This is a genomic window from Pseudomonas tremae, assembly GCF_001401155.1.
In the GTDB taxonomy this organism is placed as follows: Bacteria; Pseudomonadota; Gammaproteobacteria; order Pseudomonadales; family Pseudomonadaceae; genus Aquipseudomonas; species Aquipseudomonas tremae.
Genome location: NZ_LJRO01000142.1, coordinates 1 through 25,444, shown reverse-complemented (window position 1 = coordinate 25,444; position 25,444 = coordinate 1). Strand labels below are relative to the sequence as shown.

Below are 25,444 nucleotides of genomic sequence, written 5' to 3'. Positions count from 1 at the left end.
CTCTACCCCAATAGCGCTTTTATCTCTTTGAGCTCTAGACTTTGTGAAAGTACTATATCAAAAATGAAAATCAACCCTATTGAGACATAAAAAACGCCTCAGACACGCGTCCCGCAAGGGTGTACTCGAATGAGACAGAAACGGCGTGCGCTCACTCGCAGCCAATTCCGGTTCATGACGGTCGATTGCAGGTCGAATCAGATGAATGCAGGTTCATTCGCAAATAATCCCGGTTTGCTGGCTCGGATAGACGCAATCAATCCCGGTCGAAAAACGCGATGATTGCAGGTCGAGGCCATTTCGATTGCAGGTCGTTACACCTATCCATAATCATATGCCTGGAAATTAACTGCGCCGTGCGAGCCGGTTGTCTGTGAAGACGGGCTCGCACGGTGCAATTTAAAACCACACCAGCTATTGATATCTATGCCTTGGAGGCAAGGTAAAATGCTTCGGCCTGCCTGCAAAGCTCATCAGTATGCCGTTCCATTTGTTTTTGTGCCCTCTTAATTTCCTTCATACCCCAGCGCTGTAACAGGCTTTGCTTTACAGCATTTGCCTCATCCGACTCATAGATGGATTCCACATTGACTATCGCCATTTCACCGTCACAGCTTGCGGTGCGCGTATTCATGACTACCTGGGTTACGTGATGATCCAGCACTTGGAAACCAAGTGACTGGTAGAACGGCACCTTCTTGATTGCGCAAGTGAGCTCCGTATAGGGATAGAGCTCTATCAGAGTCTTCACCAGCTCACTGCCGATGCCGCGCCGGCGGTAAGACTCTTTGACAGCCATATAGTTGGCCCCACACGCCTCAGGGTGCGTGGGTATGGGGGAGTACAGGAGAAACCCTGCAATCTCATTGGGCGTCGCATTATCGAAAGCTAATAGCAGTTCTACCGGCTCGCTGGCGGTCAGTCCGATTCGGCCCATATAAAACCCGACTTCGGTCGATAACGCCCAGCGGTAAAACTCGTAAAGCAAATTGCTGGGCGGCACGGCGACCAGGCTCAGGTCGGTAACGTAGTCCTTGACCATTGCGATGACTTGATCCCCCTCGGCCTGGGTGGGAGGTTTGGTATGGTAGCGGGTGATGCGCATGGGGTGTCCTTATGAGGGCAGCCTGTTAACCGAATTACTGTCTCGGGGTCACATAGAAGTTAAAACGTTCGGCAAAGCTGTTTATATTCACTTCGTTGAACAGGGCTTTGTGTGCAACTGAGAGACTTCTTCTGGATCACTTCGCAGCGGCGACTTTGGCTAGCCCACTTGGCGCTGGTGCATCCCCTTGGCCTCCAGCGCTCGCATCGACTCAACCGAATACAATGACTCGGGGACCAGTAGCAGGCGCTTTATGCCTATGGCCTCGCCAGTCTCCTGGCAAAAACCGTAGTCGCCCAGAGCGAGAATTTCCAAGGCCTTATGCACATCGCTCAACGTCTGTCTGTCCCTTTCTATCATGGTTGCAGCCACCGCTCTATTTTCCTCGTCGGAAGCGAAATCTGCTTCGTCCGAGTGACGCTCGATCTCGCAACTGGCCTGACAGCTGAGCAAGCGATTACGAAGCCCAGCGGCTTTGACCTCCAATCGATCTTTGAAAAAGGCCAGCTGGTCTATACTCATGTACTCGTCCTCAGCTTGATTCAGCAGTTGCTCAACGCTCATCAATGCCATCTTGTGCTCCTGGTATGGTTGGTCATTCAAACCGAGTGACCAACGAGCGCCACCGGCGCTTATGAGTAATAACAGGGCCAGGCTTGCCATCGGTAACTTCGTTATCAACGTTTCTGCTCTGGGCTTCGACGGCGTCCGGGGCTTCAATCTGGATACGTACAGCCCCAGTGTCCTCTGAAACGCTTAGAACTTGGATCTGTATTCCATCGCCAATCATAATATTTTCACCTTCGCGGCGAGTCAGAAGGAGCATACGATTTACCTCTTTACCCGGAAAACTGGTCAGCGCTCGGTCTCTGGCGTCATCTGATGCGCCGGATGGGGAGTCGCGCCAGGGCGTGCGCGATCGGGCAATTCTGGCAGTGCTGCTGTACGACAAGCAGCGTCGTTAAGAGTTATACCTGCTGCAGAAAGGTGACCTGCAGGAGCGCTGGGGTGCCTGCAATATTCACTCGCGCCGAACCTCCAGCTCTTGCTGCAGTTGCCAGTGGAAATTCATTTTTCCTCCGTAGTAGCAACAAAATCAGGTGCCAAAATCATGCGATTCAGTGGCTTGTCTTTCCTCCACTCCATTCCGGCCTCCTCGACCCATTTCTCCAACATGGCAGCCGTAATCTGCTTGGGCCCGCGCATCGCGTGCATGAGCTCAGCAGCGCATTGATGGTAGCCGCGTCTGTAAGCGCCTTCTCTTTGTACATCGGCAGGCCCCATGTCCGCACCGGGTTGCATGCCCCCATCTAAAAGTTCTTTGAGTGACATTCTGTGGTGTTGGGGCTCTTGCACGGGCGCTGCATATTGGCTTGCTGCTGCAGCTGATGCAGTGTTCCAGTCTCTATGTCCATGCATGACTGCAACCGCTTCGAGAACCTGGCTATGGGTCAGGGGAATGTTGCTTTCTGACAGGTGTGCGCGCAGACGCTTGGCCTGCGATTTGAGCGTTTCAATCGTGGTCATGAGTGTTCTCAAGATACCGGCTCGCAATGCGTGTCGTCCCTCCATTGCGACCTGCCGGTGAGAATCACCATTAGGGGTATAAAACCTTGCTTTCACCTTGCCATACGGCGGAGGGGGCGGGCAGCAAGTTGCCCTGTCCTAAGCCTATTTCAGCCACATTTAATTATCAAGTTGATCACTACATTTTTCCGACTTGGTGACAACGAACGCCACCGGCGCTTAACCAGCCTGGACGAGGGGCCTGTTGCAGATCTATTTGGCCGAACTGACTGATACCAGCTCGATGTACCTGTATTTCTTGCGAGCGATCTTCAACGCATCCATTTCAGCCTGAAGGAGGCTGAGCGTATCGGCCTCGTGGGTGATCAGCTCTGTCTTGCCTTCATACTCATTGCCTACACGCAGCGTGACTATCAGTTTGGATACAAAATTCTTGGCCGTCTTCCGCCGATCAACTGAATGCTCAGGCCTTATGACCACAGCATGCGCTTGAGTCTGTGGGATCACTAAAGGTCCGGTAGACCCGCTAGAGCCGAACAGTGCTTGCCGCATTTCTTCTTCGGTCATATTCTTTCTGGCTTCCATAAATGATGTTCCTGCTAGATCCTTGGGGAGCAAAAAGCTTCCCTCTCCTACGGGCTTGGGCATTAGACTGGGACTTTTCCGTGGTCAATGTGCCAGGGTGCCAGGTTCTTGCGGGCATTTAGCAACGCAGGAAGTATCGAGGGGGCTTCCAGCCACTGTCGATATTATTCCCAAGTCATACCCAGGTACGCGTGCAACTCCATACCTGCTCCCGCGGGACCTTCGTGCCAGTCCGCTATGAAATGCTCGATATCTAATACTTCCCCGCGAAGGCTTTTACGCCGAGAACAATCCCTATTACAGGTCCAATACTCATTAACGATTCGATCACTATTCTAACTCCCGTCAGTGATTGGGTAGATTGGCAGCGATTGTGAATTTCCTCTATTCACTGCTTTATTCATCATCACGAAGGGCCCAACCTGTTTTGGCAAAAGCCCACCTTGCCAAGGCCAGGTCGCCGGTATGTTCAGATTGAAATTTTTCCCATTCTGCGCACGGAACACTGACGCATTTTGCTTTATTCATTGGTGTTCCGGTGTTCCCTCCCCGTGAGGTTAGCAGTACAGAATCATCGGACTGCAGGTTGAGATCGATCCGTACCAACAAAGGATGACCATATCCATTGCCTGTCACATTAAGCGGGACCGTGGAGGTTATGAATTTTTCGGTAAGTCTCTGCTTTGCGCTCATTAATTTTACACTCCCGTGCCATTGGCATAATCAGCCCAGTTTTTCCGTTGTTCGTGGAGCTGGTGGTGGACAGGGTGACTTGTCACCCTGGTTAGCAGCAGCCACCAAGCCCCTGGGCGCGGTAGCCCTTACTCCATCTTGTAGATGTCAGCTAGCCCCTGAACTCGTCCTTTTTCCCAGGCGGCGGCCTCCTGCCCTTCATAAGGATGCTCTTCATCTCGCGAGTCATACCCAAAAACAATGCCGGCATAATAGCCTTCTTGCCACGGCACGGTTTCCAGCATCTGCGAGTCATGACTCATAACGGTTTCACCACCGCCGCCGTTGTAGTGATCTGTCATCAGCATTTTCCGTGGTCAGTTGGCTTTCTGCTCGGGGGCACAAACGGGCGTACCGTCAGGCTTCAAATAACGGGTCAACTTCAAAATGCCGTTAACCTCCGTTACCTCCCAAGCACACCCCTTGGAATCCGCGAGGGTCATGTTTCCCCCGAGCGGCTTTGCATCTGCCAAAACGCGAGCCTGGCCGGCTTCATACTGAGCCTGAGTGATTTGATCGGCACCCGTGCTTGCTGCATGGGCGACCGAGGCTGTGAGCAGCATCAGTGCTGCGAAGAACGTCTTCATATGTGATTTTCCCTTAACCGGTTGGGTCACTCATGTTGCATTCAGTGACGTGATAGATCCGCTGCCCGGAGGGCAGGGCCTGGTCATCGAGGACTTCTGCAATTCGCCACTCACGACAGTCAGGATCGCCGCATTCGTACATGCAGTCGTCTGGCTCTGCTCCGTCCGCTGTCTGGATCAGCTTCACCAGATACGGGGGTTGCCCGTCCTCATCCTGCACCTGGACAACTTCACCGAACGCTCTGCGTTTGCTCATGCTCTTTTCCCTCGACTTTGGGTGCAGCCGAGCGACCTTTTCCCTTGGCTCAGCGACCTTTCACGCAGCCACTCCACGATTTCGAGCCCTGAGGTTGCGAGCATCAGAACAAATGCCAAGCCGAGAGCAAGAATACCTGCCTCGATATACGCAACATCACCTGTGTTCTGCCATGCTTCCCCAAAAGCTATTGAAGCCAGAACTGCAATAATTTGAGCGATTGCGAGTTTCATACGACGTTCCTTGTGTCTTTATCGATGCAAAAGTGGCGTTTTTCTACTGACCCAACCCCGCACGAAGCGAGGCTTGGGGTTACACTGACGTTTTCCTCGTCTCGGGTAACAACTGATCAGCCCTGATCCCCCACGCCCAGTTCAGTCAGCCGCCGAGCCCGGCGCGCCTGAGCGTCATCGCGATAACACTGCACTGCAGGAGCCGTGATCAGCTTTGCGTCGTACAGCGCTTCGATATAACCAGTCGCATACGCCGTGGCAAAGCGCACTTCCGTAGGATGTTCAGCGGTGTCGATCAAGCCCAGCGCGTGGACAATTTTGCTGTCAGGGGTGGCTGTGGCCATTTCGTCATTCCTTTCTGTGCTGGGCTTGTCAGGGCTGTCAGGTCCTGAGTCGCTACCTGCATCAGTGTCGGGTGAGATTTAGCCGCTACTGCGGCCGCCTCGGCGATTGGATCTTTGTTCTTCATAGCGATTTTCCTATACCGTGGAGTGTCGAGGCATATCAATAGATCAAGCTCCCGGCTCGCGAGGACGATCCGGCGTCGCTGGACGATCAAACTCTTCACGGCAAGGATCGCACAATGTGTAGCAAACACCGGCCGTCGTGTAGCTTCTGGCCGTTGGCTGCTGCGTACTGCAGCGATCGCAGCAAAGACAAAGTGGCTTCATCGGTATCGGATATTTCATTCCGCATCCTCAGTGAATCGCTTCAATGAGGCAGTTTTACCTTATATGGTAAAACGATCAAGCATTATTTTACCTTTTAGGGTAAAACCCACTAAGTGACGCAGCGCGCCGATGCTCTTCCCGAATGACCTCAAGACGTCGCCAGAACTGGCTCATGTTCACACCATGTTTTGTCCATGCATCGCTAGCCGAAAGCCCCCCTACAAGATGCTCTCGCAATGCCTCGATCAGCGCCGGGGCACGAATGGAAGTACCTTCCAGAAGTAGCTCAAAATGCCGGGGATCGACCTTGCCAGCGATCAACCCCGAGTCGGTATCAACCATCAATAATCAGCCTTTTGCGAATTGGTTCTACTTTACCCTTTATGGTAAAGCTCGTAATGACTACAAAGCAACTTCAAATGCCCGACGAATCATCGCGGGATCGACGGTCAAATCGGGCTCGCTGTGGTCAAGGATCGAATTGTCCAGGGCGAAGGGATATTGCTCGGCGGTTGGGTAAAGTCGTAGTGCTCTCTGTCAGGATTGGTGACGAATCGCGAATGATCCTGAGAGAGTTGGTTGCGGGCCTGCTGGATAACTTATAGGCCCGCGTGCCGTGTTGTTCACGGAAAATAATAAAACCTAGGCGGGCTGGTGACAGCTATCGACCCAAAGCGGCCGATCGCCGAAGTCGGCTAGCGGCCAAAAGAGGTCATAAAGTGTCTGCAAAAGCTGGGGCGATTCAAGCGTCGCCTTCACAGGGATACGGCGGATTCACTTCAGGAATTCTTGCCTCGAACTCTTCGGCCAGCCATTCATATTTTGGGCGTACTCTGTCGTCGTCTTTGAACTGTTCCCGCAGCTTTTCGATCTCTGCTGGCGCTTTCAGCATTGATTGTCGGAACTTACGAAGAACTTTCTCACCGGACATGACCAGCGAACTGTCATTCAAAATATGCCTGAAAGCAGTCGCAAGAGTGGCGTAATAGTAATCACCATCTTTTTGTATGAATGACTCGAACAGTCTAAATGTATCAACCGTCCTGTAACGTTCGATGCAGTGCTTATCAATCAAAAATCTAGGATGGTCGGCTTTCTTGTTTTCAAGGAAGTATGCTTGATTCATTGCTGGCCCGAACATTGGACCACCTTGGATGTGGACAAGCTTTCCGACTGTCACACCACCGCGAAGCAATAGGCTATGTGACATCCACATCATTGCGCTAATTTTAGTGAGTAGATCCATGACCATTTGCGACGCAATGATATCATCAGAGCGGGCAGATATAACTAAGCTGTCAGAAAAATAGTTAATGCTAACCGGATGCATTTGCTGCTGAATTGTTGACATGTATCGAGCGGTTTCTCTAACCCGCTCTACGTCTTCCGCAGGGATTAACTCTAAATTAACGGTAGTAACAAGCTCAGCTTCTATCTGTGTCGGATGCATCGCCACCAATGCATCAAGGATCTTCTGGGGAAGATCAGGTGTGACGGCGCTTTTCTCTACTAGTTTGCCAAATCCCAAAATATCTACAAAAGCAATGAACCGTTCTTCGTACATCTTGACCTTCCCTGTTGAAGTTGGATGATTATGCCAACGGTTTCTAGAGCCCGCCCAGCTTTCGTCAACACCCATGTCCGCTCTTGGACGAAACCAGCCTCAGGGCTTCGCATCAGCCTCACGGGTAGGCTTCAGGACCATAGCTCCGTCGGCGAGCTCAATGCTCAACGAATCACCGAGTCCGACGTTCATTTTTCTTATGACGTCCAGATGGAAGTCGATGATGACGTCACCGCTGCCATCCCCTGGATGTTGGCAAACCACTGTTGTTTGAATTGACTCTCTCATCAGAGGCTAGCTCCTTTCTCGGCTTAGGTGCTCAGGCGCAGATCTAAAACATTTTATGGCAGTCACTCGATCGATTGATGAAAAGCCTGAGGTACAATTTTCTCTACTCCTTTTCTCAGGAATACCAGCTTGACCGACATCGCCACGCAAGACGCAAGCTCAAAAAGGCTCAGGACATACCTGCGCTTCGAAGCCACTCTACTCATCGCTAGCATGATCGGAGCATTCACACTCAGCGGGTACGCTTACCTTGAGAAGTATTACCTGACGATGGATGTTGCTATCGAACGCTTGGGTATCGGCGCTCAGGAAATCCTGGCTTACGGAGCTGCCAGATTTGGGTCTTACATTGGGGCTTTGGCTTTTGGCATGGCTCTAGTGGGAATCTTCGCTTTTCTTTTACTACTATTGGAAAAAACTAGAGAAATGCCGGGCGAGCCCCAGCCACTCCCAAAATGGGTTGCCCATGTTCTCAAGCGTGCGATCGAAAACCGAGGTATTGCCGTAAGCGTTGGATCGATCTGCATAATCGCCGGACTGCTGATTTCTGCTTGGTTTTTGCTGGTGAGATTGCCTTCAAACGATGGCCGCTCTGCAGCGCTTAAGCAGGTATCAGAATGCGTTAAGCGTCGGGTAGTCTATGCAAATCTTGATCAGTACGAGGGGTGCCAGGTTGCCGAGTCGGAAGACATGCTGTATCTGCTCCAGCTGCAAAAATGTGACAAGTCGGGAGTTGCGTTTCGAACACTACAGCTGCCAAAACATGGCCTCAGAAGCATTACCACAGAGACCCTGTTCTACCCTTATGAAAGGCCCGATGCTCCCGGATGCTCGAAAAGCTGATCTCAGTCTGGGCTGAAAGCGCCGAAAGCATTCGCTCCGAGATTGAAAGTCACATTGCGGGTAGGTGTAACGGCCTGCAATCGAAATGGCTCAGACCTGCAATCATCGCGTTTTTCGGCCGGAATTGATTGCGTCTATCCGGGCCTGCAAACCGAGATTATTTGCGAATGAACCTGCATTCACACTCTCCGACCAGCATTGCATCGCAGCAAACCAGAATTAACTGCGGATGCCATGGGACTTATGCGCCAACACGCATCTACCTAGGCACTGACATCATGGGCGCTAGTAATCGCACCACAAGCACGCCAATGTCGTTTGTACCCATAATGTCTACAAGTGCGTATGGAAGTCGTATTCCTGGCCGTAAAGCTGGCGTTCGCGGTGTCAGGATGGTTACTGCAGGCTGAACGGCAAAAGTGTCAGAGCTGGCTACGCATAGGGAGCGGTTGCAGGTAACTACCGCAAAGGGGATGTCTAGCTGGTAGACACCTAGTCGTATCCCAGACTTCTTTAGTACCTCCTCATCGAAGTACGGCTGAAAGCGATTCTGTCCAAGAAGCTTGTAGTAGGCCGAACCAAACGAGCCCATTGGGCGCTTGCTTACTTTTGCTGCTTCTGCACTTTCGTAAGCATCAATCACAGCCTGTTTCTTCTTTTGTACCGTGTCTCTTTCTTGGAGCAATGCCTGCTGCTTCCTAGTGTATTTGAGGTCTTCGGCGTCTATGTATGCGGCCCCCTTGGCCTTTATTGCTTCAATACGGGACAGAGCTTGGGGGATGTCTTCGATTTCATCACTCCCACTCCATGGGTGAGCATTCCCGAACTGCTCGATTGTTGCAGCATCCCTACGAAAATCTGCATCTGTCTGGGCTTTGGTCTTTACCGGTATATTAGCCTGGCATCCACTTACCAAGAACCCTAATGCAATTGTTACTGCTATCCCTGCTTTCATGGCTGCTCTTTAACTGAATGTGCTGTCCGGCAATACTACCTGCAATGGCCTGCGACAAGCGTGGCTTCGGGCAGATCAACTGCAAATGCCCTGGGCCTCAGATCGGCAACCCCGCCGCCAGCATCCTGTCGCGCAGTTCTGTAGTGCGAGCCGGATCGAGTGCGTTGCTGAACGAAATCTTGATCGCTTGTGGAAACGCGAGCGTATCCGTAAAGGGCCATCGTCAAGTTTGTCTCTTTAGGCTCTAGAAGCTGAGAACTTACCATCTCAAAAATGAAAAGCCACCCTATTGAGACGCAAAAACCGCCTCAGCCACGCGTCTCACAAGGGTGTACTTAAATGAGACAGAAACGGCGAGTGATCACTCGCAAATAATTCCGGTTCATGACGGTCGATTGCAGGTCTAACCAGATGAATGCAGGTTCATTCGCAAATAATCCCGGTTTGCTGGCTCGAATAGACGCAATCAATCCTGGTCGAAAAACGCGATGATTGTAGGTCGAGGCCATTTCGATTGCAGGTCGTTACACCTAGGCCGCTACATGGCACACTACTGGCATCAGTGTGAAACCAGTTAGGGTCATATGAGCGACTTCAAACACATCGAAGGACAATTGCGCGAGTGCTTAGGCCGTGTTGTCTACACGCATAAGACTCATGAAAAGATGGCAGACAACTGCGCTGCCACATTACAGCGACTGAAGATTTTGCAAATAGTGCTGTCTGCCACGACCGCGTCTGGTGCGGTTATTGTCGCGGCTTTCGACCCACACTGGGTGAAGCTCATTACCGCCACGCTCTCCATTCTCACCCTGATCCTGTCCGGCTACATGAAGGGGTTTGATCCAGGAGGGACGGCACAAAAGCATCGCGACGCCGCCGCCAATATTTGGCCCATCCGGGAATCCTATCTTTCTCTCCTGACCGATCTGAGAGCAGGTGCCATCACCTATCAAGAGGCATCTGATCGTCGAGACGAACTGCAGAAAAAGCTTAGCGCAGTTTACAAAGCAGCCCCGCAAACAGACGCTAAAGCGTACGCAGCAGCCCAGGAAGCGCTCAAGTTAAACGAGGAGTTCACGTTTTCTGACGCCGAGATTGACTGTTTCGTACCTGCTCCCCTGCGCAGTAAGGCTGACGTATGACGCAGGTAACCTCAGTTGCAGACCGTTTTATTGCCCAGCTCGCTTCCACTCTGGAGATTCCTGGCGAGCGCTATGAAGCTGCTGATCGCAGTTATCGCTCTATTTGTAGATGGTTAGAGCGTCCGGATTCCCGATTTTCCCGTACCAACATCAATGCTTACATCCAAGGCTCATTTCGTCTCGGGACAGTCATCCGCCCGCTCAATGGAGAAGAACACTACGATTTGGATGTTGTGTGCGAATTCGGGTTAGACAAAGGAGAACACACCCAAAAGCAGCTTTTCGACGACCTCGGACATGAGCTCAGGTTGTACGCTGCGCGACATTTGATGGAGGAGCCATCAGGCTGGGACCGCTGCTGGACGCTCAATTACGCCGACTCAGCTCAGTTTCATATGGATGTTCTCCCGTCGGTCCCCGATGGGCAACGGCAGCGTAGGCTTCGGGAGGCAAGCAGGCTGGCACTGGCGTTTGTGGATAAGTCGATATCAATCACTGACTGCAATCATCCGTATTATCGACACTACACCGATGACTGGCCATCGAGTAATCCTCACGGCTACGCTGATTGGTTCATGTCGCGTATGGAGGTTGCCTTCAAGGAACGGCGCCAAGCTATGGCTCTTAACGAGGCCAAAGCCGACGTGGCAGACATCCCCGCCTTCCGAGTTAAAACACCTCTCCAGTCAGCGATTCAAATCCTAAAACGTCATCGGGATCTGCGATTCTCGGAAGAGCCGGAAGGTCGCCCCTCATCGATCATTATCTCAACCTTGGCAGCTCACGCCTACCGCCAAGAAGCTACGGTTACAGGGGCACTGTTCAGTATTCTCTCCTCAATGCACCAGTTCATCGAGATGAGAGGGGAAGTCTATTGGATTGCGAACCCCTCCAACCCGAAAGAAAATTTTGCCGACGCGTGGGAGGCTGAACCGGAACGAAGATTGGCATTTGAAGATTGGCTCGATACCGCCCGTAACGACTTCGCGCGTGCAGGTGAGACCGCCGACCTGCAGCAGTTGATTGACGTTCTGTCGCCTCGAATTGGACGGGAGTTGCTGGAGAAAGCCGCGACGAAGATAAGTCCAAGTGCCGTTGCAAAATCTGCCAGCGGGCGCCGACTTCTAGGATCAATGCAGCGGCTGTTTGATGCGCCACATCGTAAACCCGTGGCATGGCCGACTGTCCCATCAGGCTCTGTAGTTTTGTCCTGCACAGTGAGCAAATCTGGTTTCCGTACAACGGCGGTAGACGATAACGGCAATCCCGTCCCAGTCGGAAGCTCTTTGCGATTTGAAGCCATCAGCGGACTGCCTCGCCCCTACAAAGTATTTTGGCAAGTAGTAAACACAGGTTCAGCAGCCCAGAAGGCGAAGGATCTACGCGGAGGATTCGTAGAGGGAACGGTATCCGCAGGCAATTTAGTCCGTATGGAGCGCGCATCGTACAGAGGGTCACATACGATCGAGTGCTTCATAGTGAAGGACGGATACTGTGCAGCTCGAAGCGGACCCTTTATCGTCAATATCGGATAGCGTCAGCCGGCTATGCCTGTACCGCTAACTGCGCTTTGAAGGTTCAAAAGTCAAAGCGTCAGGCAGGGAGAGGTGAACGCTGTGTCATTGATTGACGGTGTTGACGCCCTACAGACCATTTACATCAACCGCGCGACGGGCCCCGGCAACAACGATGATGAGCGGGACTATCCGCTTTACAGACAAAGCGTGCTTGATGATGCTCGCGCTGTGGCGTTCGTTCCCGCATGGGTCAGGCGCTATCGCAACCTGGACCAGTTTTGGGGTTTCATACAGCCGAAATTTCCGTCATACGCACAACGGCGAACGTTCATCTGGGACGAGTTCAGAAAGCTTATAGAATTCGCGGAATCCAATGATTCTCATCCTTCAGATGCAATACTGTCTGAGGCGCTAAAACGCTTTGACGCTGAACATGTACGGAATGCCTGGAGTAAAGCCCTGGAACGCCGCGCTACCGATCCTGAAGGCGCGATTACCGTAGCCCGAACACTGCTGGAGTCGGTTTGTAAGCACATTCTAGAGGAGTCGGGTGAGAGCAATATAGACGTCGCGCCGGATCTCAACAAACTCTACAAGCAGACGGCATCGCTCTTGAACCTTACAAAAGCGCAGCATGAGGAGGTTCTTTTCAAACAGATCTTGGGCGGCTGCACGGCAGTCGTCGAGGGGTTAGGTGCACTGAGGAATCGCCTTAGTGATGCCCATGGCAAAGGACGGGGTGGCGTGAAGCCAGCTCCGCGTCATGCGGAGCTGGCAGTGAACCTCGCAGGTTCCAAAGCACTTTTTCTACTTGCAACATGGGACGCCATGTGGAGTCGATAGCAGTCCTTCTCCAGGTTTGAGGAAAGGCATTATCACGTTAATCATGGGGTCATCTGAACGCTCTTATCTCGTGAATGCAGCTGTCAACGTCCCTATTGGCCGACTGCTGCCCTCCACCAATGGCAGCTATGGTTCGATAGCGGCCGTACAAATCGTGACCGGGCTGGCCTCACGTACCTTGTGATGGCCGGCACAGCATTTGTTCACGGAAAATGCTACCGCGCCTGCGGCTTGGGGGCTGCTGCCGTCCAGCGCGACAAGTCACCCTGTCCACCACCAGCTCCGGGGAAGACATGATCACATGTCCACGGTCAGCCGATCTGCCGGGTACTGGTTCATGAACGCTGCGCTCTGCTCCGGCCGCGCGGTCAACCAGTCCATATACGAGCCCTTCGGCAAAATCACTACCATGCGCTTTTCGTCCTGGGGCTTGTGGTACGCATTCATGAAGTCGTGATCATCAGCATTCACTGTCAGCATGGTGTAGCTGTGCAGGGTCTGGTCGGTGGACGGATCGCGCCACTGCTCCCATAGGCCCGCAATCCCCAGCAGCTCGCCGTCTGCACGGGCTATACGCGTGACAACTGCCTTGCCCGATCGCCAGTCCGGCTCATATATGGCCACCGCCGGGATAATGCAGTGTTGCGCGTGGCGCCAGGCATGCCGGAATGACGGTTTCTCGGCCACTGTCTCTGATCGAGCATTGTATGTGCGCCTGGCAATTTTACTGTCCTTGCTCCAGGACGGGATCAACCCAAAGGAGCCGGTCAGCACTTCCACGGGTGCGGGCGATTCATTGTCCTCGTCGCGTCCGTCAGCGCTACGTAGGAATGGACCGATGTAGCCAGGCCACAAATCAAGTCTGCCCTGGTCGAACGGTGCTACGCCGAACGCTTCGGCTACCTGGTGCGGTGGCGGTGCTTCGTAATGGCTGCACATAGAGCCTCACTGGAACATGTAAATGTCCTAATGTGAGGCCCTGCCCTGCCCCAGCGTTCCAATTATTCGACTCTACAGACGCTGACCCTTTAGGAGCCCTGCTGGCCAGGCTATTTTGAATTCAGCTCACGCGCCAGTGCTGACAGCGCCCTTTTAAGGGTCTCCCCTAGGGGAGCATCAATGTCATCTGCAAGGCGATAAAGCTCATCTTTAGTAGCTTGATCGCCCTTGATATTGATTTGGATATTTCTGCCGGTTGTGAACCTTCGCTTTGATCTATCGACTCGTGCATTTGATGGGGCTGGATGCCGGGCTACGAAGCCATGTTCGCTTGCCAGCTCTTCAAGTGCAGCACTTTCCTGTTTCGACTTTTGGCTAGCAGCAGGCTTAGGCTCAAAATTCTTCAGGCCCTCTAAAGGATCGACTCGACTCATGCTTCAACCTCCATAGGCTTTGCATCGCCGGGTGTAAGCTTGGCAATAACTTCGCGAGCGAAAACCTCAGCATTATCAATGGCTTTATCTACATTGGATACTTCGTTGCGAGGAAGCAATTCCAAGGTTTGACGATATGAAAACATGGCTTTGAAGGCAGCCCTTTCGTTGAGTTCAACCTCAAAAAACGGGATACCTCCTTTCTTGAAACTCTCTCGAATATGCCGTGTGTCCCTGCTTTGTATTGCGACGGAGGTGCGCGTAAATAAGACCGCGTAGGGCAATTTGTAGTCGGGCTTATGCTTCTGAATGCCTCGCTCATGCGCTCTGATGAGACCAAACGCCCTACTGGCTTGCTCAGCATCCAACTGCGATCCTTGGGAAGGAATTATAACCAGATCAGACTCCGCTATAGCGTACGCGACGATTGTCGCCGCTGTGCCTTCAAGATCCACGATTACAAAAGGCGTCTTGGTTGCTGCTTCCGCAATGGTGTCACTTATCGTTTGGTCTGTTACACCGGAGATAACAGTCATGTTCTCTGGAACCGCCCCCCCTTTTGACCAGGAGTCTATGGGGTGATTTGGGTCAGCATCAATCACTGTCACAGGCACACGCTTTGCAATCTGAGTGGCCAGCGCAAGGGCAGATGTTGTCTTGCCAGCCCCGCCTTTGGGGGACACGAACGATATGACCGGCATATAAGCACCTATAGTATCTATCAGGAATTCAAGAAGATATCATTATGGATACCCTTAATGATATCCATAGTGAATTCTTTAGGAATTCTTTAGGATATCTATCAGGATATCCTGATAGATATCTCACAAGAATTCAATAGAAATTCAGAAAGAATTCCCAAGGCTTTCTTTCTGAATTCTTTGAGGGATTCTTTCTGAATTCATTAAGGAATTCAAATAGGGGCGAATAGAGAAAACGGAAAAAATCGTACGCTAGCGTGAATTCTGTCAGGTTGAGGTCATAGAAGTTGGCGGCGATCCGTCAGGAAATACAGAAACCATCCTAGTCTGACAGGGGGCTGGTGAGCAGCCTGACGCCGTGTTGAGGTGTACTTCAATCGGACACAGTCCAGGCTGCACGAGGGCCTGTCCCATGTCGGAAGTGCTTACCGTACGATTTTTTCCGAATTCTGCGGGCTCCCCTGAATCACGTATCTCTAGTGCGGTCATCGCTCTTCACAAGTTCCGACAGCGGCTAAAAGCCGCTCCAAGACCTGCGCTTCAACACCCCCTTCATCGCTGCCCTCCCTGAACGCAGAGCAAGTCGCCGCATTATTGCCACTTGAATAATGAAATACTGCGATTAGGCCGCCTGGCCCGACTCCTGTGTGCCCAACAAGCATATGCCCACTTTTAGTTCCGCCGATCATCAAGCCCAGCCCATAGCCCGGACTGGCCCAAGGCCTTCCTTGCATTGGCCCTCCGAGCACAATTGCATTATGCATTTCATGCAGCAATGAAGAAGGAAGAAGCTCCCCGGTCAGCAGCTTGTTCAGCAACATAGTCGCCTCTGAGAGCGGGCCTACCAGCAAACCATGATAGACCCAGCCAGGGTGGTATGACTCAATGGCTCCCAGATATACCTCATCCAGATCTTCTTGCTTTTTTGCGAGCCGAGTATGTGTCAAACCGAGGGGCGACAGCACACGTTGGGTCAGTGCAGTTCCTAGACTTACCCCCGTAACTCGCTCGATCAGTCTGGCAACAAGCATGTAGCCTACGTTGGAGTATCGCCAGCCAGCCCCTGGTGCGTAACGTAATCTGACACCGTCAAGACGTTGCATCATTTCATCTGCTGACCACGGCGCCTGGCCCTCGGCAACAGCCGCGTAGTAATCCTCCAGCTCTGAGTAGTCCGCAAGTCCGGCTTGGTGTTTGAGCAGTTGCCGAAGAGTGAACTGGCCTTCTTGGACATGATCGTCAAGCTGGATCAATCCGTCACGAACAAGAGAAAGCGCCGCCGCAGCTAACACCGTCTTGGTAAAGCTCCACCAAGGGACAACCATTTGTGATTGCTCCGTAGGCAACTGTTTACCGTTCAATATTGTGGAACAAAGCATCCTTAGACTTCCTTGTAGGGCGAAGGCTTGAAACCAGCGAAGGCTTCGGCAGAAAAGAGCATTGACTATTACAGGGTACAGTGGCCGTGCAGACTTGCGCAGGGATCAATCGCAGATTGCTTCCATTTTACGGTAGCTACATGCGTCCTCACAGCGGACACTCGAAAGATCCTGATACTCGTTCATAGCTTCACGCGCGAAGCGATTGCTTCAGGGTGGCAGGAAGCGGAGCTAATCTTCATCCCAATCGAGCGAGGCGGACTTATTGTGTGATGGCCAGACGCTTACAGCCGGAACCGACCCCGAATAGGCGCAATTAGTGACGGTCGAAAAACTCTAAGGCGAAGGCCGAGGGCAAGTATCAGGGGCGGCCGGTCAACGCCGATCTGCACAAGCGCGTGAGAGAGCTGCTGGCGGCCGGGTTGGGTATCCGGTACAGCCAGGCACGCAGATTGCTCGACAACTACCGTAATGCGGATCAGGAGTGGAACGTCTTCAGCTCCTAACCAGGAGCTCAGTGAGATTCCAGTGTCTTCGCGCTCCCTCGCTATTCAGATCGTCTATGACCGCCCTGCCTGCGCCGTCGGCAGTAGGGTAGACGTGAGCGCCGCTGAATCCGGCCCGACTGCATAGCTTCAGCAACCTTACTGCCTCAAATACTGGCAGGGTGAACTTGATCATTGGCCCCGGGATATCGGCGAAATAGTTCTCCAGTCCCTGCACTGTAAACGGGCCGGAACGAAACCCCGAGTGTGGATGAACAGTGAATAATCCTCCCTGTGCTGCAAGGTGTTTACTGATTGAGCCTGGAGAATGATGAAGAGTTATCTGAGGATGCAACCCTATCTGGTCACGGTTCATTGCCCAGATGGCTATGCGCTTTTCACTAGACCAGTTTGCGTAGTCAGCAACTGCCGAGCTGGCTGCGAAATATAGGGCAGTGAACGCCTTGGTTGTCCAGTCAAGTAAGCGTGTCGGAACACCGTGGTGTTGAGCCATTGCCATCAAGTCCAATATCTTGCGGTCCGGCCAAAGCGACGGTTGTTTGTAGTACTGATCAGCATTCTGCGTATTTACTACGAATTCACGGAAGTCTTGAGAGTCATTCGGGATGGCAATACCGATAGCATCGCAGTGAGCTACGAAGTCGCTCAGGCTGATTAGTTCGTAAAAAACCATCTCAGTGGCATCGACCATCTTTTCATAAGATGTAATTGGGGGCTGGTTGCGAGGTCGAAGTATGGACGGAATCAGTTGCCAGGTCGCATCGCCTTGACCTCTATAAATATAGCTCTGTGGCCCGTCGCTAAGCTGGGCGGTTGGAGAAAGGGCTAGCCATAAGTCCTCTGCCTTTTCATAGCTACTCTCGGTAAATGAAGCGTGTCTTCTCGCCATACCGTCTCTCAACTTCTTCCGTGAGTAGGTTACTTTGTCGCATAAAAAAGCCCCCCAGGCGAATCTAATCGGGGCTTTCTTTTGTCTGTTGCTGTTACTCTGCTGTCACGAGTGTATGTGCTGTCAGGCTGGATGGGCTGAAAGCCCTGAATTCATTGGTGCCCAGGCGGGATTCGAACCTACGACCCCTGCCTTCGGAGGGGGCCATTCTACATAAACTCCGTTCGTAACGCTGCGGGGCCTACTCTTGCGCCCAGATGTATACTGCCTGATTGATCGGGTCTAATGCGCCATCGCGAGCAATCCATTCATCACCGGTCTTGCGGCAGAGGGCCTTGAGTTCATCCACTCTGATTCCATGCACTTGGGCGACACTGTGCGCAATGGCGGCAGGACCGCCGCCGTCGCGCACCTTCACAAACACCAAGTGATGCAACGGCCAGTCGGCATAGGGGTTATCACTCATGGAGCGTTGTCCTTTTCTTTTCATATTTTGAAAATCATGCGCCAACATGTCTTGTAGTCGCTCTTGGCTTGGTTGCTGCCTTAGCGGTTGGCCTACCGTCAGGCTTAGCAGCCGCTGCTTTAGATGCTTTGCGCGGCTGCGCAACTGACCAGCTAACCGCCGCAGCTTTTGAGGCAATAGGCTGCACGGTAAGCTCTACCCCTACAGCCTCCATCAGCTTTCTAATGGTGTCGTATCGTGTTTTAACGCCACCTTTGAACGTTTTATAAAGGCTTTCCCGATTGACTCCAGCGTCCTTGGCAACCTTGTTAACGCCTTGCGCTTTTGCGACTTCAGAAAGCGCCCGCATGAGCAATTCCGGGTCGTTTTCCTTCATGCTTTCTGCAAGGTAAGCGCTGATCGCTTCCGGGTTGTCGAGAAAGCGCGAAGCTTCATAACGGCTGGTACCGGATGTGTTCAGTTCGAGGATAGGCATATCCTTGGGGTTGAATTTGGCTTCAGTCATTTCGTTTTCCCCGTAAGAGCATCAAGGATCGCTTTTGCTTCCTTGATCCCGCGTTTTTGGTCCGTTTTGTCACTACCCGAAAGCATCAGGTAAGTGGTCCCGCCAGTGCGAACGAAGTAAGCTCGGTACCCTGGCCCAACAAAAACCCGCATTTCACTGACACCATCGCCCACTGGCTCACAATCACCGAAGTTTCCTGCTTTGGCTCGATCCAAACGAGCCAAAAGAGCTGCTTTACCCTGGGCATTCCTCACACCATCAAGCCAATCATCAAACTCAGGTGTAGTGTTTATGGTGTTTTCGATGAGATCCGTCATGGTTTCGATTGTAGCCTACTGGCTACTCCTTGTCGATAAGGGTGCGCTTCAGAAGGCGGATTTTAAGCGCGCTAAGCTGAAGCTGGATTGCCCATGTGTTTACTTAGCCTTTACAACCCACAACTGATCAAGCCGTGTCGTGTAGCTCTGGCTCATCAGCTCACGCCGCATGCCCCAGTCCGGCGTCATTGGCACTGAACCAGTGTGCAAAGTCCCACGTCCCCACTTGCCGTTGATTGAATCCAAAGCAGCCATCAGCCGATCTGAACTCACCGGCTGATTGATCGTGAACAGGTCATCGGTAAATTCACCTGGCTGGCAAATATCCATCAGCAGCACCTCTGCCTTGCTGTACCTGAAACCTGGTCGAAAAATCCGCGAAACCGCCTCCGTCGCGTATTGGGTCATCAGCCTGACATCGTTGGTGGGGTAGGGCAGCTGGACCAGTGCGCCGTTCGCATACTTGGCCTCGTCAGGGTTGAACATGCCGGTGCGGATACTCACCCGGATCTTTTTGCACACCGATCCCTGGGCGCGTAATTTCTCAGAGGCACGCATCATGTAGGTGGCCACCGCCTCTTTGATCGGCCCCAGCTCGGTCAGCCGCTTGCCGAACATTCTGCTGCAGCAAATCTCTTGTCTTGGCGGCTCGACTTCGTCCAGCTCCAAGCACTCGGTGCCTGCAAGCTCCCGTGCAGTTTTCTCGATCACAACGCTAAACGTTTTGCGCAGCATCCAGGGATCCGCCATAGCGAGGTCTTTGGCCGACAGGATCCGCATGCCCTCCAGATGCGCTTTCATCTTTCGACCGATGCCCCAGACCTCTCCGACAGAGGTATTGCGCAGCACCCAATCACGTTTAACAGGGTCGCAGATGTCCACGACCCCGCCGGTGTGCGCCTGGAGACGCTTTGCCGTGTGATTGGCCAGCTTGGCCAGTGTCTTGGTCGGTGCAATCCCCACACCCACGGGAATACCTGTACAGCGATGGACTTTGGCTCGAATCGATCTCCCAAAATCGGTCAGATTGCCAGGCATGCCGGTCAGGTCTGCAAACGCCTCGTCGATGTAAAGGAAAGATGTCAACCCATGGACATCGATTTGGATGAATATTTGTGAGGGTTTAAATTAGGTCTTCGATGTCCATAGACAATACACATTTTTCACAGAAATGGATCACGTGGTGTCCATGGCAAATACCTGAATTTTGTGGCGACGAAAGCTAGCGTGATCAAGATGAGCCAGAAATCGCGGTTGTGGCCACGATTCAATTGAAGGCCCTCTGTAGGGATCTATAGGCAGTGGCCGTCGTTAGTGCCAGAGCAGAAGGGTTTAGAGTAAGCGCTCCATAAACCTCACATACCGCAAGGTGAGGCTATGGCTTACCGTGGCATTTCCGGTGAGCAGTTCCACGGCAGCAAGGCTTCGTAATCCTCAACCGATTGCGCTTGCGGCAACCGCTCGAGTACGTGGCGCAGCCACGTATAGGGCTCTTGACCGTTTGCCTTTGCGGTCTCTACCAAACTGTAAATCTGTGCACTGGCCGTGGCACCGTTGACGGTATCGCTGAACAGCCACGCCTTGCGCCCGATCACAAACGGCTTGATCGCCCTTTCGGCGGCGTTGTTGTCGATGGGCAAATAACCTGCTTCGACATAGCGCTCCAGCCGACTCCAGTTGCTGGCCATGTAATTGACGGCCATGGGCACTTGGACGCAAGAACTGGCTCTTTGCAGGATCGTTGCACAGCGGCAAACGGGCGGCGGCGATCATGAGTTTGATCCAGTCTGCGCGGCTGAATGGCCATGATCCTTACGCGTATCTAAAAGATGTCCTCACGCGCCTGCCGACGCAGCGGGCGACTGAAATCGATCAATTGCTACCGCATAAGTGGCAACTGGATTAAATACCCCAGGCGATATGCGCGCATGCATTCCTTAAAAGCTATATGGCTCAAGCTCTGCAAGCTGGGACAACAGGATTAAATGCTCCACTGTTTTTAGTTTCTCAACATGATCAAGAGATGCCGATCCGCCAAGCATTAACGCTGGAACAAAACCATACATTTCATCATGGCGCAACGTGCCGAGCTTTTTCTTCGCCGGTGTGAACAAGTCATCGAAATCGTTATACTCAACTTCTATAGATAGAAGAAAGTTTTGTAGCTCTCTATCCATCTCATCACTAGTAATTTCAAAGTCATGAATGACACACCGAGAAATACAGCTAGTGATTTTAAGTGAAAATCCTGTTTTTTCGCCCCATAGGTACAGGTCACCAAAGGCGCTGCGGGCAATCAGGTGGTAGGTATCGCGCTGTTCAAATTTGGTCCCTTCAATCCATGACGCTACCACCCCTTCGTATTCTTGCGGGTTAACTATCCAGAAAATCCCCTCGCCGTAACCGCACCAGCCGTGCTCGGCCCAGTATTCCAACAACTTATTGGGTAGCTTGCCTCTATAGAGTTCAATACTTGACGTTGGTACTTCCTGCCGATCAACAGGCCCGCCAAAGGTTTGCAAAAAAATTGAAAACACTTCATCCATAGCTTTTCCCCTTAACATTTATGCAGCTTTACATTGAGATAGGTGTCACCACGTAAAGTTGCTGGCACTGCCTCCACGGCCTTTTTCAAATTTGTAATTTTTGGCCCCCACTGAGGACCTATGCTGGAGTTGACTTGTCGGTCACCGAAATCGGCGATGATATCTTTCCCGCCAGCGCTCAGATCAGGGTTGTGTAGTCCTGCTAGGTTCGACATCGTTTCCTTGGCTTTTTTCACACTCTCTGCTTTCGCAGCTACGGGGCCTAGCGTTTTCGAATATTCCCTTTGAAATCGTGTTTGCAAGCTGGCTTGTAAATGTTTTCTAGCCCGTCGGGCAGCCGTTTGGCTACGCTTCGCCGGATTGGCGATATTCTCTAAATACTCATCAACCGTCAGCCGATTCAGTCCGTCCTCCTGCCCCTTCAATTGCCGCTCGAACTCTCCGACTTTAGAGGCCGGCATCTTGTCTGCCTTGAAGCATTCGACGTCATGGCGCGGCATGGTATTTGGCTTGCCTTTGGGCGGCTCTTTGTCTTTTCCAGATGGGCTGTTCGGTGGTGACTCCTGCGGCCCAAGTGCGCCTCTGCGAGGCTCTGCCGTTTGTAGGTCAGGGTGTTTTTTCAATGCTTCTTCGTGCTTGAGCATCCACTGGCCAAGCTTTGCACCTCTCTCGCTGCCTCGCATTTCGGTTGCGAGCACCCTTGCGCTTCGTATGCGTCCGGCCAAGTCATCTACCCAACCCCGCAAAGCCAAGACAAGGTGTGCACTTAAATTTAGGTGGACACCAGTTCTAGCCTCTTAAGCGGGTATTTCATGCAGCCACAACGCCGTTCCTACTCCAAGTCCTTCAAGGCCCAAGTCATTCAAGAGTGTGCCCAGCCCGGCGCTTCTATTGCCAGCATCGCGCTCAGCCATAGCCTCAACGCAAACCTCGTCCATAAATGGATTCGGGTACAAGCGCAGAAAAACACAGCGCCGCAACCTGCGTTTATTCCGTTACCCATGCAGCTGGCCGGAGTAAATTCGCAAGCTGCATCATCGAATATCTGCGTTGAGATCCAGCACCCGCGTGGCGCCGTCAAAGTGAACTGGCCAACTGAAAGTGCTGCTGCGTGCGCGACCTTTCTTCGAGACCTGCTGCGATGATTCGCATCGACTCCATCTGGCTCGCTACCGAGCCGATGGACATGCGAGCAGGCACCGAGACCGCGTTGGCCAGAGTGATAGCGGTGTTCGGTGCGGCGAAGCCGCACAGTGCTTATCTGTTCGCCAACCGCCGCGCCACTCGGATGAAAGTTCTGGTGCATGACGGCTTCGGCATCTGGCTGGCTGCTCGCCGGTTGAACCAAGGTAAGTTCCACTGGCCAGGCATTCGCCATGGCTCTGAAATAGAGCTGGATACCGAGCAACTCCAGGCCCTGGTGTTGGGCCTGCCGTGGCAGCGCGCGGGCTCCGGTGGTGCGATCACACTGCTTTAACGGCTGCCATTAGCCTATCGGTCTATCGCCGCGAATTGCCTGGTCTGGCAAAATCGGCACCATGACTTCGCTCCCCAATCTCGATCACCTTACCCCTGAACAACTGCGCACTTTGGCGGCGCAGTTGATGCAGCGTGTCGAGACGCTCGACCACCAAGTCGACACGCTGGGCAAGACGGTCGACACTATGGGTAAAACCGTTGAGACTATGGGCAAGAAGATCCACCGCGACCAAACACTCATCGAAAAACTGACCCATGAGATCGCACAACTCAAGCGTTTGAAATTTGCCAAACGCAGCGAGCAGATGAATCCTGAGCAGGCCAGTTTGCTCGATGACCTGATCGATACCGATATCGCGGCAATTGAAGCGGAGCTTCAAAGCTTGCAGGCAGTGATAACTCCGACCGAGAAAAAGCAGAAGCCCAAGCGCACTGCATTGCCGGCTGAGTTTCCACGCACTTTGATCCATCACGAACCGGACAACACTCACTGCCCATGCGGCTGTGCGCTGAAACGCATCGGTGAAGATATCAGTGAAAAGTTGGATTACACGCCCGGCGTGTTCACCGTTGAACGCCATGTACGTGGCAAATGGGTCTGCGATGACTGCGAAACGCTGATTCAGGCGCCGGTTCCGGCACAGATTATTGATAAGGGCATCCCAACCGCCGCGCTGCTGGCCCACGTCATGATCGCCAAGTTTGCTGACCATTTACCGCTTTACCGTCAGGAATCGATCTTCGGTCGAGCGGGCCTGGCGATTCCACGCTCAACCTTGGCTCAATGGGTGGGCATGACCAGCGTGCAGTTACAGCCGCTGGTCGATGCACTGCGCGAGGTGGTACTTGGGCAGCAAGTTATTCATGCCGATGAAACGCCGGTGCAGATGCTCATGCAGGGCACGAAGAAAACCCACCGTTCCTATGTGTGGGCCTATGCCACCAGCCAGTTCTCGGACTTGGCCGCAGTGTTTACGACTTCAGCCCAAGCCGTGCCGGTGAGCATGCTCGCAACTTCCTGCAAGGCTGGAAAGGCAAGTTGGTCTGCGATGATTTTGGCGGTTACAAAGCCAGTTTCGAACTCGGCGTGACCGAGATCGGCTGCATGACCCATGCCAGGCGCAAGTTCTTCGAACTCCACGCGACCAACAAGAGCCAGCTCGCCGAGCAGGCCTTGCGGTACATCCAGTTGCTGTACGAAATCGAGAGCGAAGTCCGCGACCTAGAGCCGGATATTCGGCGCCGAATACGGCAAGAAAAAGCCGTGCCGTTAATGGACATGCTGCATGCCTGGATGAGTGTCCAGCGCGATCTTGTGCCCGAAGGCTCGGCGATAAGCAGAGCGCTTGATTACAGCTTGAAACGTTGGGCAGCGCTGTCGCGCTACCTGGATGACGGGGCCGTACCCATAGATAACAACTGGTGTGAGAACCAAATCAGACCATGGGCTCTTGGACGTAAAAATTGGCTCTTCGCAGGGTCGCTACGCAGCGGAAAACGTGCGGCGGCTATCATGAGTTTGATCCAGTCTGCACGTTTGAATGGGCACGATCCTTATGCGTATCTCAAAGATGTGCTGACGCGGCTGCCGACGCAGCGCGCCAGTAAGATCTCCGAGTTATTGCCGCATAACTGGTTGCCGTTACCCAACCTGTAATGCGAGTTCGCTTACTTTTCTGTTATCTCTATCCACACCTTAACGCCGTTCTCAATATCGACCCGGGCCCGCGATTTTTTGTCGTTAGCGCTGTGCTGCGGCCAGTACTCGTTTTATTTCCTGGAGTCTGAAGCCGTCGATGGACGCGCTGAATTGGGTGCTTGACGGTGTACCATCGTCGAGTAGAACACTGCGTGTCATGCGAAATGCCTGGTTGCGTTGAATCAGGTTTTCAGCCTCTCTGTGGTCTTCGCTGTTGACTCTTCCAGCCATACGTCCATCTGGCCGCTTCATTAGCTCTCTCGCCTGCGTCAGCGAAGCGCCATGCTTATAAAAGTCCACTGGCAGAAAATCCGCACCGAATGCTGCATGAGTGCCCTCGTGCATCATTGAGTATGAGCTGTTTTTTTCGAGTGCGCCGAGGGTGGTCTTGGTTCTGGACTCGTCTTCGGTTGGTAATGTGCCACGCTGAAGACCTTGATGAATGTCATCAAATTGATTTGCATTTTTATAGGCTTTGATTGCGTAATTCAGGGAGTACATAACGCAGTCGTCTTTCGTTTTTTGCGCCTGCGTTTCAAGAATGGCGACGTGCGAGAGTGGTACACCACTCTTTCTCAAATCCTCAAGGGTCAGATTGTGCTGTCGAAGCTGTTGAAACTGTGAACCGACTATGACGGCTGGCTCAGTAATTATAATGGTTGGAGCTCTACCCTGATGCAGGCGGACATCAGCCATTACGTGATGCCTGACTGTCTGTCCGGTTCCAGGACTG

The 25,444-nt window shown here is 52.7% G+C and carries 32 protein-coding genes and 5 pseudogenes; 9 read left to right on the top strand and 28 right to left on the bottom strand.

What is annotated here, in order from left to right:
• Positions 1–424 precede the first annotated feature (424 nt).
• The 14 genes from ALO43_RS09950 to ALO43_RS09890 all read right to left on the bottom strand — a co-directional run bounded on the left by ALO43_RS09950 (position 425) and on the right by ALO43_RS09890 (position 7,548).
• The gene (locus ALO43_RS09950; RefSeq protein WP_054997455.1) at positions 425–1,105 is read right to left on the bottom strand and encodes a GNAT family N-acetyltransferase; all 681 of its coding nucleotides are present in this window, start codon (positions 1,103–1,105) and stop codon (positions 425–427) included.
• Positions 1,106–1,264: 159 nt separating this feature from the next.
• The gene (locus ALO43_RS09945) at positions 1,265–1,678 is read right to left on the bottom strand and encodes a TraR/DksA family transcriptional regulator (protein ID WP_024668675.1); all 414 of its coding nucleotides are present in this window, start codon (positions 1,676–1,678) and stop codon (positions 1,265–1,267) included.
• 22 nt (positions 1,679–1,700) lie between these two features.
• The gene (locus tag ALO43_RS09940) at positions 1,701–1,931 is read right to left on the bottom strand and encodes a carbon storage regulator (RefSeq protein WP_054098817.1); all 231 of its coding nucleotides are present in this window, start codon (positions 1,929–1,931) and stop codon (positions 1,701–1,703) included.
• A gap of 242 nt (positions 1,932–2,173) precedes the next feature.
• Complete coding sequence (locus ALO43_RS09935) at positions 2,174–2,632, bottom strand: glyoxalase superfamily protein (protein ID WP_054997454.1); 459 nt, start codon at positions 2,630–2,632, stop codon at positions 2,174–2,176.
• 252 nt (positions 2,633–2,884) lie between these two features.
• Positions 2,885–3,217, bottom strand: coding sequence for a hypothetical protein (locus ALO43_RS09930; RefSeq protein ID WP_083492149.1), 333 nt, complete (start codon positions 3,215–3,217; stop codon positions 2,885–2,887).
• A gap of 396 nt (positions 3,218–3,613) precedes the next feature.
• Complete coding sequence (locus ALO43_RS28620; RefSeq protein WP_083492148.1) at positions 3,614–3,910, bottom strand: hypothetical protein; 297 nt, start codon at positions 3,908–3,910, stop codon at positions 3,614–3,616.
• A 128-nt stretch (positions 3,911–4,038) separates the two neighbouring features.
• Positions 4,039–4,251 carry a hypothetical protein gene (locus ALO43_RS09925; protein ID WP_044345561.1) on the bottom strand — a complete coding sequence of 71 codons (213 nt, stop codon included), beginning with the start codon at positions 4,249–4,251 and terminating at the stop codon, positions 4,039–4,041.
• Positions 4,252–4,266: 15 nt separating this feature from the next.
• Positions 4,267–4,536: a hypothetical protein gene (locus tag ALO43_RS09920; RefSeq protein ID WP_054997453.1), complete on the bottom strand. Its 270-nt coding sequence runs from the start codon at positions 4,534–4,536 to the stop codon at positions 4,267–4,269.
• 13 nt (positions 4,537–4,549) lie between these two features.
• Entirely contained in the window at positions 4,550–4,792 is a 243-nt protein-coding gene (locus tag ALO43_RS09915; protein WP_054997452.1) for a DUF1918 domain-containing protein, read from the bottom strand.
• Complete coding sequence (locus ALO43_RS09910) at positions 4,789–5,025, bottom strand: hypothetical protein (RefSeq protein ID WP_054997451.1); 237 nt, start codon at positions 5,023–5,025, stop codon at positions 4,789–4,791. Before ALO43_RS09910 ends, ALO43_RS09915 begins: the two co-directional genes overlap by 4 nt.
• Positions 5,026–5,141: 116 nt before the next feature.
• Positions 5,142–5,369, bottom strand: coding sequence for a hypothetical protein (locus ALO43_RS09905; RefSeq protein ID WP_054997450.1), 228 nt, complete (start codon positions 5,367–5,369; stop codon positions 5,142–5,144).
• Between the two features lie 414 nt (positions 5,370–5,783).
• Positions 5,784–6,038: a PapB/FocB family fimbrial expression transcriptional regulator gene (locus tag ALO43_RS09900; protein ID WP_003344263.1), complete on the bottom strand. Its 255-nt coding sequence runs from the start codon at positions 6,036–6,038 to the stop codon at positions 5,784–5,786.
• A gap of 400 nt (positions 6,039–6,438) precedes the next feature.
• Positions 6,439–7,335 (bottom strand): hypothetical protein, encoded by an 897-nt coding sequence (locus tag ALO43_RS09895; RefSeq protein WP_147461982.1) that lies wholly within the window; start codon positions 7,333–7,335, stop codon positions 6,439–6,441.
• Between the two features lie 24 nt (positions 7,336–7,359).
• Entirely contained in the window at positions 7,360–7,548 is a 189-nt protein-coding gene (locus ALO43_RS09890; protein ID WP_054997448.1) for a hypothetical protein, read from the bottom strand.
• Positions 7,549–7,677: 129 nt separating this feature from the next.
• Between ALO43_RS09890 and ALO43_RS09885 the strand changes: the two genes are divergently transcribed.
• On the top strand, positions 7,678–8,391 hold the full coding sequence (locus ALO43_RS09885; RefSeq protein WP_054997447.1) for a hypothetical protein: 714 nt from the start codon (positions 7,678–7,680) through the stop codon (positions 8,389–8,391).
• A gap of 259 nt (positions 8,392–8,650) precedes the next feature.
• On the opposite strand, the gene ALO43_RS09880 is transcribed toward ALO43_RS09885, so the two are convergent.
• Positions 8,651–9,346 (bottom strand): hypothetical protein, encoded by a 696-nt coding sequence (locus tag ALO43_RS09880; protein WP_054997446.1) that lies wholly within the window; start codon positions 9,344–9,346, stop codon positions 8,651–8,653.
• A gap of 584 nt (positions 9,347–9,930) precedes the next feature.
• On the opposite strand from ALO43_RS09880, the gene ALO43_RS09875 reads away from it, so the two are divergent.
• The 3 genes from ALO43_RS09875 (at position 9,931) to ALO43_RS09865 (ending at position 12,851) form a co-directional block, all read left to right on the top strand.
• A complete protein-coding gene (locus tag ALO43_RS09875) occupies positions 9,931–10,491 on the top strand; it encodes an SLATT domain-containing protein (protein WP_054997445.1) in 561 nt (186 codons plus the stop codon).
• Positions 10,488–12,026 (top strand): nucleotidyltransferase, encoded by a 1,539-nt coding sequence (locus ALO43_RS09870; RefSeq protein ID WP_054997444.1) that lies wholly within the window; start codon positions 10,488–10,490, stop codon positions 12,024–12,026. The genes ALO43_RS09875 and ALO43_RS09870 overlap by 4 nt, the downstream gene beginning before the upstream one ends.
• Before the next feature lie 81 nt (positions 12,027–12,107).
• A complete protein-coding gene (locus ALO43_RS09865; RefSeq protein ID WP_054997456.1) occupies positions 12,108–12,851 on the top strand; it encodes an abortive infection family protein in 744 nt (247 codons plus the stop codon).
• Between the two features lie 297 nt (positions 12,852–13,148).
• Here the strand turns inward: ALO43_RS09865 and ALO43_RS09860 are convergent, their stop codons facing one another.
• The 4 genes from ALO43_RS09860 to ALO43_RS09845 form a co-directional block, all read right to left on the bottom strand.
• On the bottom strand, positions 13,149–13,790 hold the full coding sequence (locus ALO43_RS09860; RefSeq protein ID WP_054997443.1) for an SOS response-associated peptidase: 642 nt from the start codon (positions 13,788–13,790) through the stop codon (positions 13,149–13,151).
• Positions 13,791–13,900: 110 nt separating this feature from the next.
• Complete coding sequence (locus tag ALO43_RS09855; RefSeq protein ID WP_004666942.1) at positions 13,901–14,224, bottom strand: hypothetical protein; 324 nt, start codon at positions 14,222–14,224, stop codon at positions 13,901–13,903.
• The gene (locus ALO43_RS09850) at positions 14,221–14,925 is read right to left on the bottom strand and encodes a ParA family protein (protein WP_004661990.1); all 705 of its coding nucleotides are present in this window, start codon (positions 14,923–14,925) and stop codon (positions 14,221–14,223) included. The genes ALO43_RS09855 and ALO43_RS09850 overlap by 4 nt, the downstream gene beginning before the upstream one ends.
• A 485-nt stretch (positions 14,926–15,410) precedes the next feature.
• A complete protein-coding gene (locus ALO43_RS09845) occupies positions 15,411–16,304 on the bottom strand; it encodes a serine hydrolase domain-containing protein (RefSeq protein ID WP_054997442.1) in 894 nt (297 codons plus the stop codon).
• 338 nt (positions 16,305–16,642) lie between these two features.
• On the opposite strand from ALO43_RS09845, the pseudogene ALO43_RS31385 reads away from it, so the two are divergent.
• Positions 16,643–16,787 (top strand): annotated as a pseudogene (locus ALO43_RS31385) (recombinase family protein); the annotation flags it as partial.
• A 12-nt stretch (positions 16,788–16,799) separates the two neighbouring features.
• On the opposite strand, the gene ALO43_RS09840 reads toward ALO43_RS31385, so the two are convergent.
• The 6 genes and pseudogenes from ALO43_RS09840 to ALO43_RS09815 all read right to left on the bottom strand — a co-directional run.
• Complete coding sequence (locus ALO43_RS09840; protein ID WP_054997441.1) at positions 16,800–17,699, bottom strand: FRG domain-containing protein; 900 nt, start codon at positions 17,697–17,699, stop codon at positions 16,800–16,802.
• Positions 17,700–17,940: 241 nt separating this feature from the next.
• Positions 17,941–18,165, bottom strand: a complete 225-nt coding sequence (locus tag ALO43_RS09835; RefSeq protein WP_054997440.1) for a hypothetical protein — start codon at positions 18,163–18,165, stop codon at positions 17,941–17,943.
• 34 nt (positions 18,166–18,199) lie between these two features.
• Positions 18,200–18,670 (bottom strand): addiction module antidote protein, encoded by a 471-nt coding sequence (locus ALO43_RS09830; RefSeq protein ID WP_024421059.1) that lies wholly within the window; start codon positions 18,668–18,670, stop codon positions 18,200–18,202.
• A complete protein-coding gene (locus ALO43_RS09825) occupies positions 18,667–18,987 on the bottom strand; it encodes a type II toxin-antitoxin system RelE/ParE family toxin (protein ID WP_032616419.1) in 321 nt (106 codons plus the stop codon). Before ALO43_RS09825 ends, ALO43_RS09830 begins: the two co-directional genes overlap by 4 nt.
• 99 nt (positions 18,988–19,086) lie before the next feature.
• Entirely contained in the window at positions 19,087–20,073 is a 987-nt protein-coding gene (locus tag ALO43_RS09820) for a DUF4113 domain-containing protein (protein ID WP_235662553.1), read from the bottom strand.
• Between the two features lie 296 nt (positions 20,074–20,369).
• A pseudogene (locus ALO43_RS09815) lies at positions 20,370–20,687 on the bottom strand (transposase domain-containing protein); the annotation flags it as partial.
• Between ALO43_RS09815 and ALO43_RS09810 the strand changes: the two are divergent.
• A pseudogene (locus tag ALO43_RS09810) lies at positions 20,684–20,893 on the top strand (transposase domain-containing protein); the annotation flags it as partial. The pseudogenes ALO43_RS09815 and ALO43_RS09810 overlap by 4 nt on opposite strands.
• A gap of 31 nt (positions 20,894–20,924) precedes the next feature.
• Here ALO43_RS09810 and ALO43_RS09805 read toward each other — a convergent pair.
• Together ALO43_RS09805 and ALO43_RS09800 are read right to left on the bottom strand one after the other, a co-directional pair.
• A complete protein-coding gene (locus ALO43_RS09805) occupies positions 20,925–21,533 on the bottom strand; it encodes a GAD-like domain-containing protein (RefSeq protein WP_054997438.1) in 609 nt (202 codons plus the stop codon).
• Between the two features lie 11 nt (positions 21,534–21,544).
• A pseudogene (locus ALO43_RS09800) lies at positions 21,545–22,243 on the bottom strand (polymorphic toxin type 15 domain-containing protein); the annotation flags it as partial.
• Between the two features lie 102 nt (positions 22,244–22,345).
• Between ALO43_RS09800 and tnpA the strand changes: the two are divergent.
• The 3 genes and pseudogenes from tnpA (at position 22,346) to tnpC (ending at position 24,669) form a co-directional block, all read left to right on the top strand.
• Positions 22,346–22,678, top strand: a complete 333-nt coding sequence (gene tnpA, locus ALO43_RS09795; protein ID WP_015061799.1) for an IS66-like element accessory protein TnpA — start codon at positions 22,346–22,348, stop codon at positions 22,676–22,678.
• Positions 22,645–23,010: an IS66 family insertion sequence element accessory protein TnpB gene (gene tnpB, locus ALO43_RS31380; RefSeq protein ID WP_235662552.1), complete on the top strand. Its 366-nt coding sequence runs from the start codon at positions 22,645–22,647 to the stop codon at positions 23,008–23,010. The genes tnpA and tnpB overlap by 34 nt, the downstream gene beginning before the upstream one ends.
• A gap of 61 nt (positions 23,011–23,071) precedes the next feature.
• A pseudogene (gene tnpC, locus ALO43_RS09785) lies at positions 23,072–24,669 on the top strand (IS66 family transposase).
• A gap of 84 nt (positions 24,670–24,753) precedes the next feature.
• Here the strand turns inward: tnpC and ALO43_RS09780 are convergent.
• A partial coding sequence (locus ALO43_RS09780; protein WP_268873800.1) for a YopJ family acetyltransferase occupies positions 24,754–25,444 on the bottom strand: 691 nt, incomplete at its 5' end.

What these genes read in the sequence shown, in the direction of transcription:
- ALO43_RS09950 (WP_054997455.1), bottom strand. Translation starts at nt 1,105, where the DNA reads ATGCGCATCACCCGCTACCATACCAAACCTCCCACCCAGGCCGAGGGG.
- ALO43_RS09945 (WP_024668675.1), bottom strand. Translation starts at nt 1,678, where the DNA reads ATGGCATTGATGAGCGTTGAGCAACTGCTGAATCAAGCTGAGGACGAG.
- ALO43_RS09940 (WP_054098817.1), bottom strand. Translation starts at nt 1,931, where the DNA reads ATGCTCCTTCTGACTCGCCGCGAAGGTGAAAATATTATGATTGGCGAT.
- ALO43_RS09935 (WP_054997454.1), bottom strand. Translation starts at nt 2,632, where the DNA reads ATGACCACGATTGAAACGCTCAAATCGCAGGCCAAGCGTCTGCGCGCA.
- ALO43_RS09930 (WP_083492149.1), bottom strand. Translation starts at nt 3,217, where the DNA reads ATGGAAGCCAGAAAGAATATGACCGAAGAAGAAATGCGGCAAGCACTG.
- ALO43_RS28620 (WP_083492148.1), bottom strand. Translation starts at nt 3,910, where the DNA reads ATGAGCGCAAAGCAGAGACTTACCGAAAAATTCATAACCTCCACGGTC.
- ALO43_RS09925 (WP_044345561.1), bottom strand. Translation starts at nt 4,251, where the DNA reads ATGACAGATCACTACAACGGCGGCGGTGGTGAAACCGTTATGAGTCAT.
- ALO43_RS09920 (WP_054997453.1), bottom strand. Translation starts at nt 4,536, where the DNA reads ATGAAGACGTTCTTCGCAGCACTGATGCTGCTCACAGCCTCGGTCGCC.
- ALO43_RS09915 (WP_054997452.1), bottom strand. Translation starts at nt 4,792, where the DNA reads ATGAGCAAACGCAGAGCGTTCGGTGAAGTTGTCCAGGTGCAGGATGAG.
- ALO43_RS09910 (WP_054997451.1), bottom strand. Translation starts at nt 5,025, where the DNA reads ATGAAACTCGCAATCGCTCAAATTATTGCAGTTCTGGCTTCAATAGCT.
- ALO43_RS09905 (WP_054997450.1), bottom strand. Translation starts at nt 5,369, where the DNA reads ATGGCCACAGCCACCCCTGACAGCAAAATTGTCCACGCGCTGGGCTTG.
- ALO43_RS09900 (WP_003344263.1), bottom strand. Translation starts at nt 6,038, where the DNA reads ATGGTTGATACCGACTCGGGGTTGATCGCTGGCAAGGTCGATCCCCGG.
- ALO43_RS09895 (WP_147461982.1), bottom strand. Translation starts at nt 7,335, where the DNA reads ATGGGTGTTGACGAAAGCTGGGCGGGCTCTAGAAACCGTTGGCATAAT.
- ALO43_RS09890 (WP_054997448.1), bottom strand. Translation starts at nt 7,548, where the DNA reads ATGAGAGAGTCAATTCAAACAACAGTGGTTTGCCAACATCCAGGGGAT.
- ALO43_RS09880 (WP_054997446.1), bottom strand. Translation starts at nt 9,346, where the DNA reads ATGAAAGCAGGGATAGCAGTAACAATTGCATTAGGGTTCTTGGTAAGT.
- ALO43_RS09875 (WP_054997445.1), top strand. Translation starts at nt 9,931, where the DNA reads ATGAGCGACTTCAAACACATCGAAGGACAATTGCGCGAGTGCTTAGGC.
- ALO43_RS09870 (WP_054997444.1), top strand. Translation starts at nt 10,488, where the DNA reads ATGACGCAGGTAACCTCAGTTGCAGACCGTTTTATTGCCCAGCTCGCT.
- ALO43_RS09860 (WP_054997443.1), bottom strand. Translation starts at nt 13,790, where the DNA reads ATGTGCAGCCATTACGAAGCACCGCCACCGCACCAGGTAGCCGAAGCG.
- ALO43_RS09855 (WP_004666942.1), bottom strand. Translation starts at nt 14,224, where the DNA reads ATGAGTCGAGTCGATCCTTTAGAGGGCCTGAAGAATTTTGAGCCTAAG.
- ALO43_RS09850 (WP_004661990.1), bottom strand. Translation starts at nt 14,925, where the DNA reads ATGCCGGTCATATCGTTCGTGTCCCCCAAAGGCGGGGCTGGCAAGACA.
- ALO43_RS09845 (WP_054997442.1), bottom strand. Translation starts at nt 16,304, where the DNA reads ATGCTTTGTTCCACAATATTGAACGGTAAACAGTTGCCTACGGAGCAA.
- ALO43_RS09840 (WP_054997441.1), bottom strand. Translation starts at nt 17,699, where the DNA reads ATGGCGAGAAGACACGCTTCATTTACCGAGAGTAGCTATGAAAAGGCA.
- ALO43_RS09835 (WP_054997440.1), bottom strand. Translation starts at nt 18,165, where the DNA reads ATGAGTGATAACCCCTATGCCGACTGGCCGTTGCATCACTTGGTGTTT.
- ALO43_RS09830 (WP_024421059.1), bottom strand. Translation starts at nt 18,670, where the DNA reads ATGACTGAAGCCAAATTCAACCCCAAGGATATGCCTATCCTCGAACTG.
- ALO43_RS09825 (WP_032616419.1), bottom strand. Translation starts at nt 18,987, where the DNA reads ATGACGGATCTCATCGAAAACACCATAAACACTACACCTGAGTTTGAT.
- ALO43_RS09805 (WP_054997438.1), bottom strand. Translation starts at nt 21,533, where the DNA reads ATGGATGAAGTGTTTTCAATTTTTTTGCAAACCTTTGGCGGGCCTGTT.
- tnpA (WP_015061799.1), top strand. Translation starts at nt 22,346, where the DNA reads ATGCAGCCACAACGCCGTTCCTACTCCAAGTCCTTCAAGGCCCAAGTC.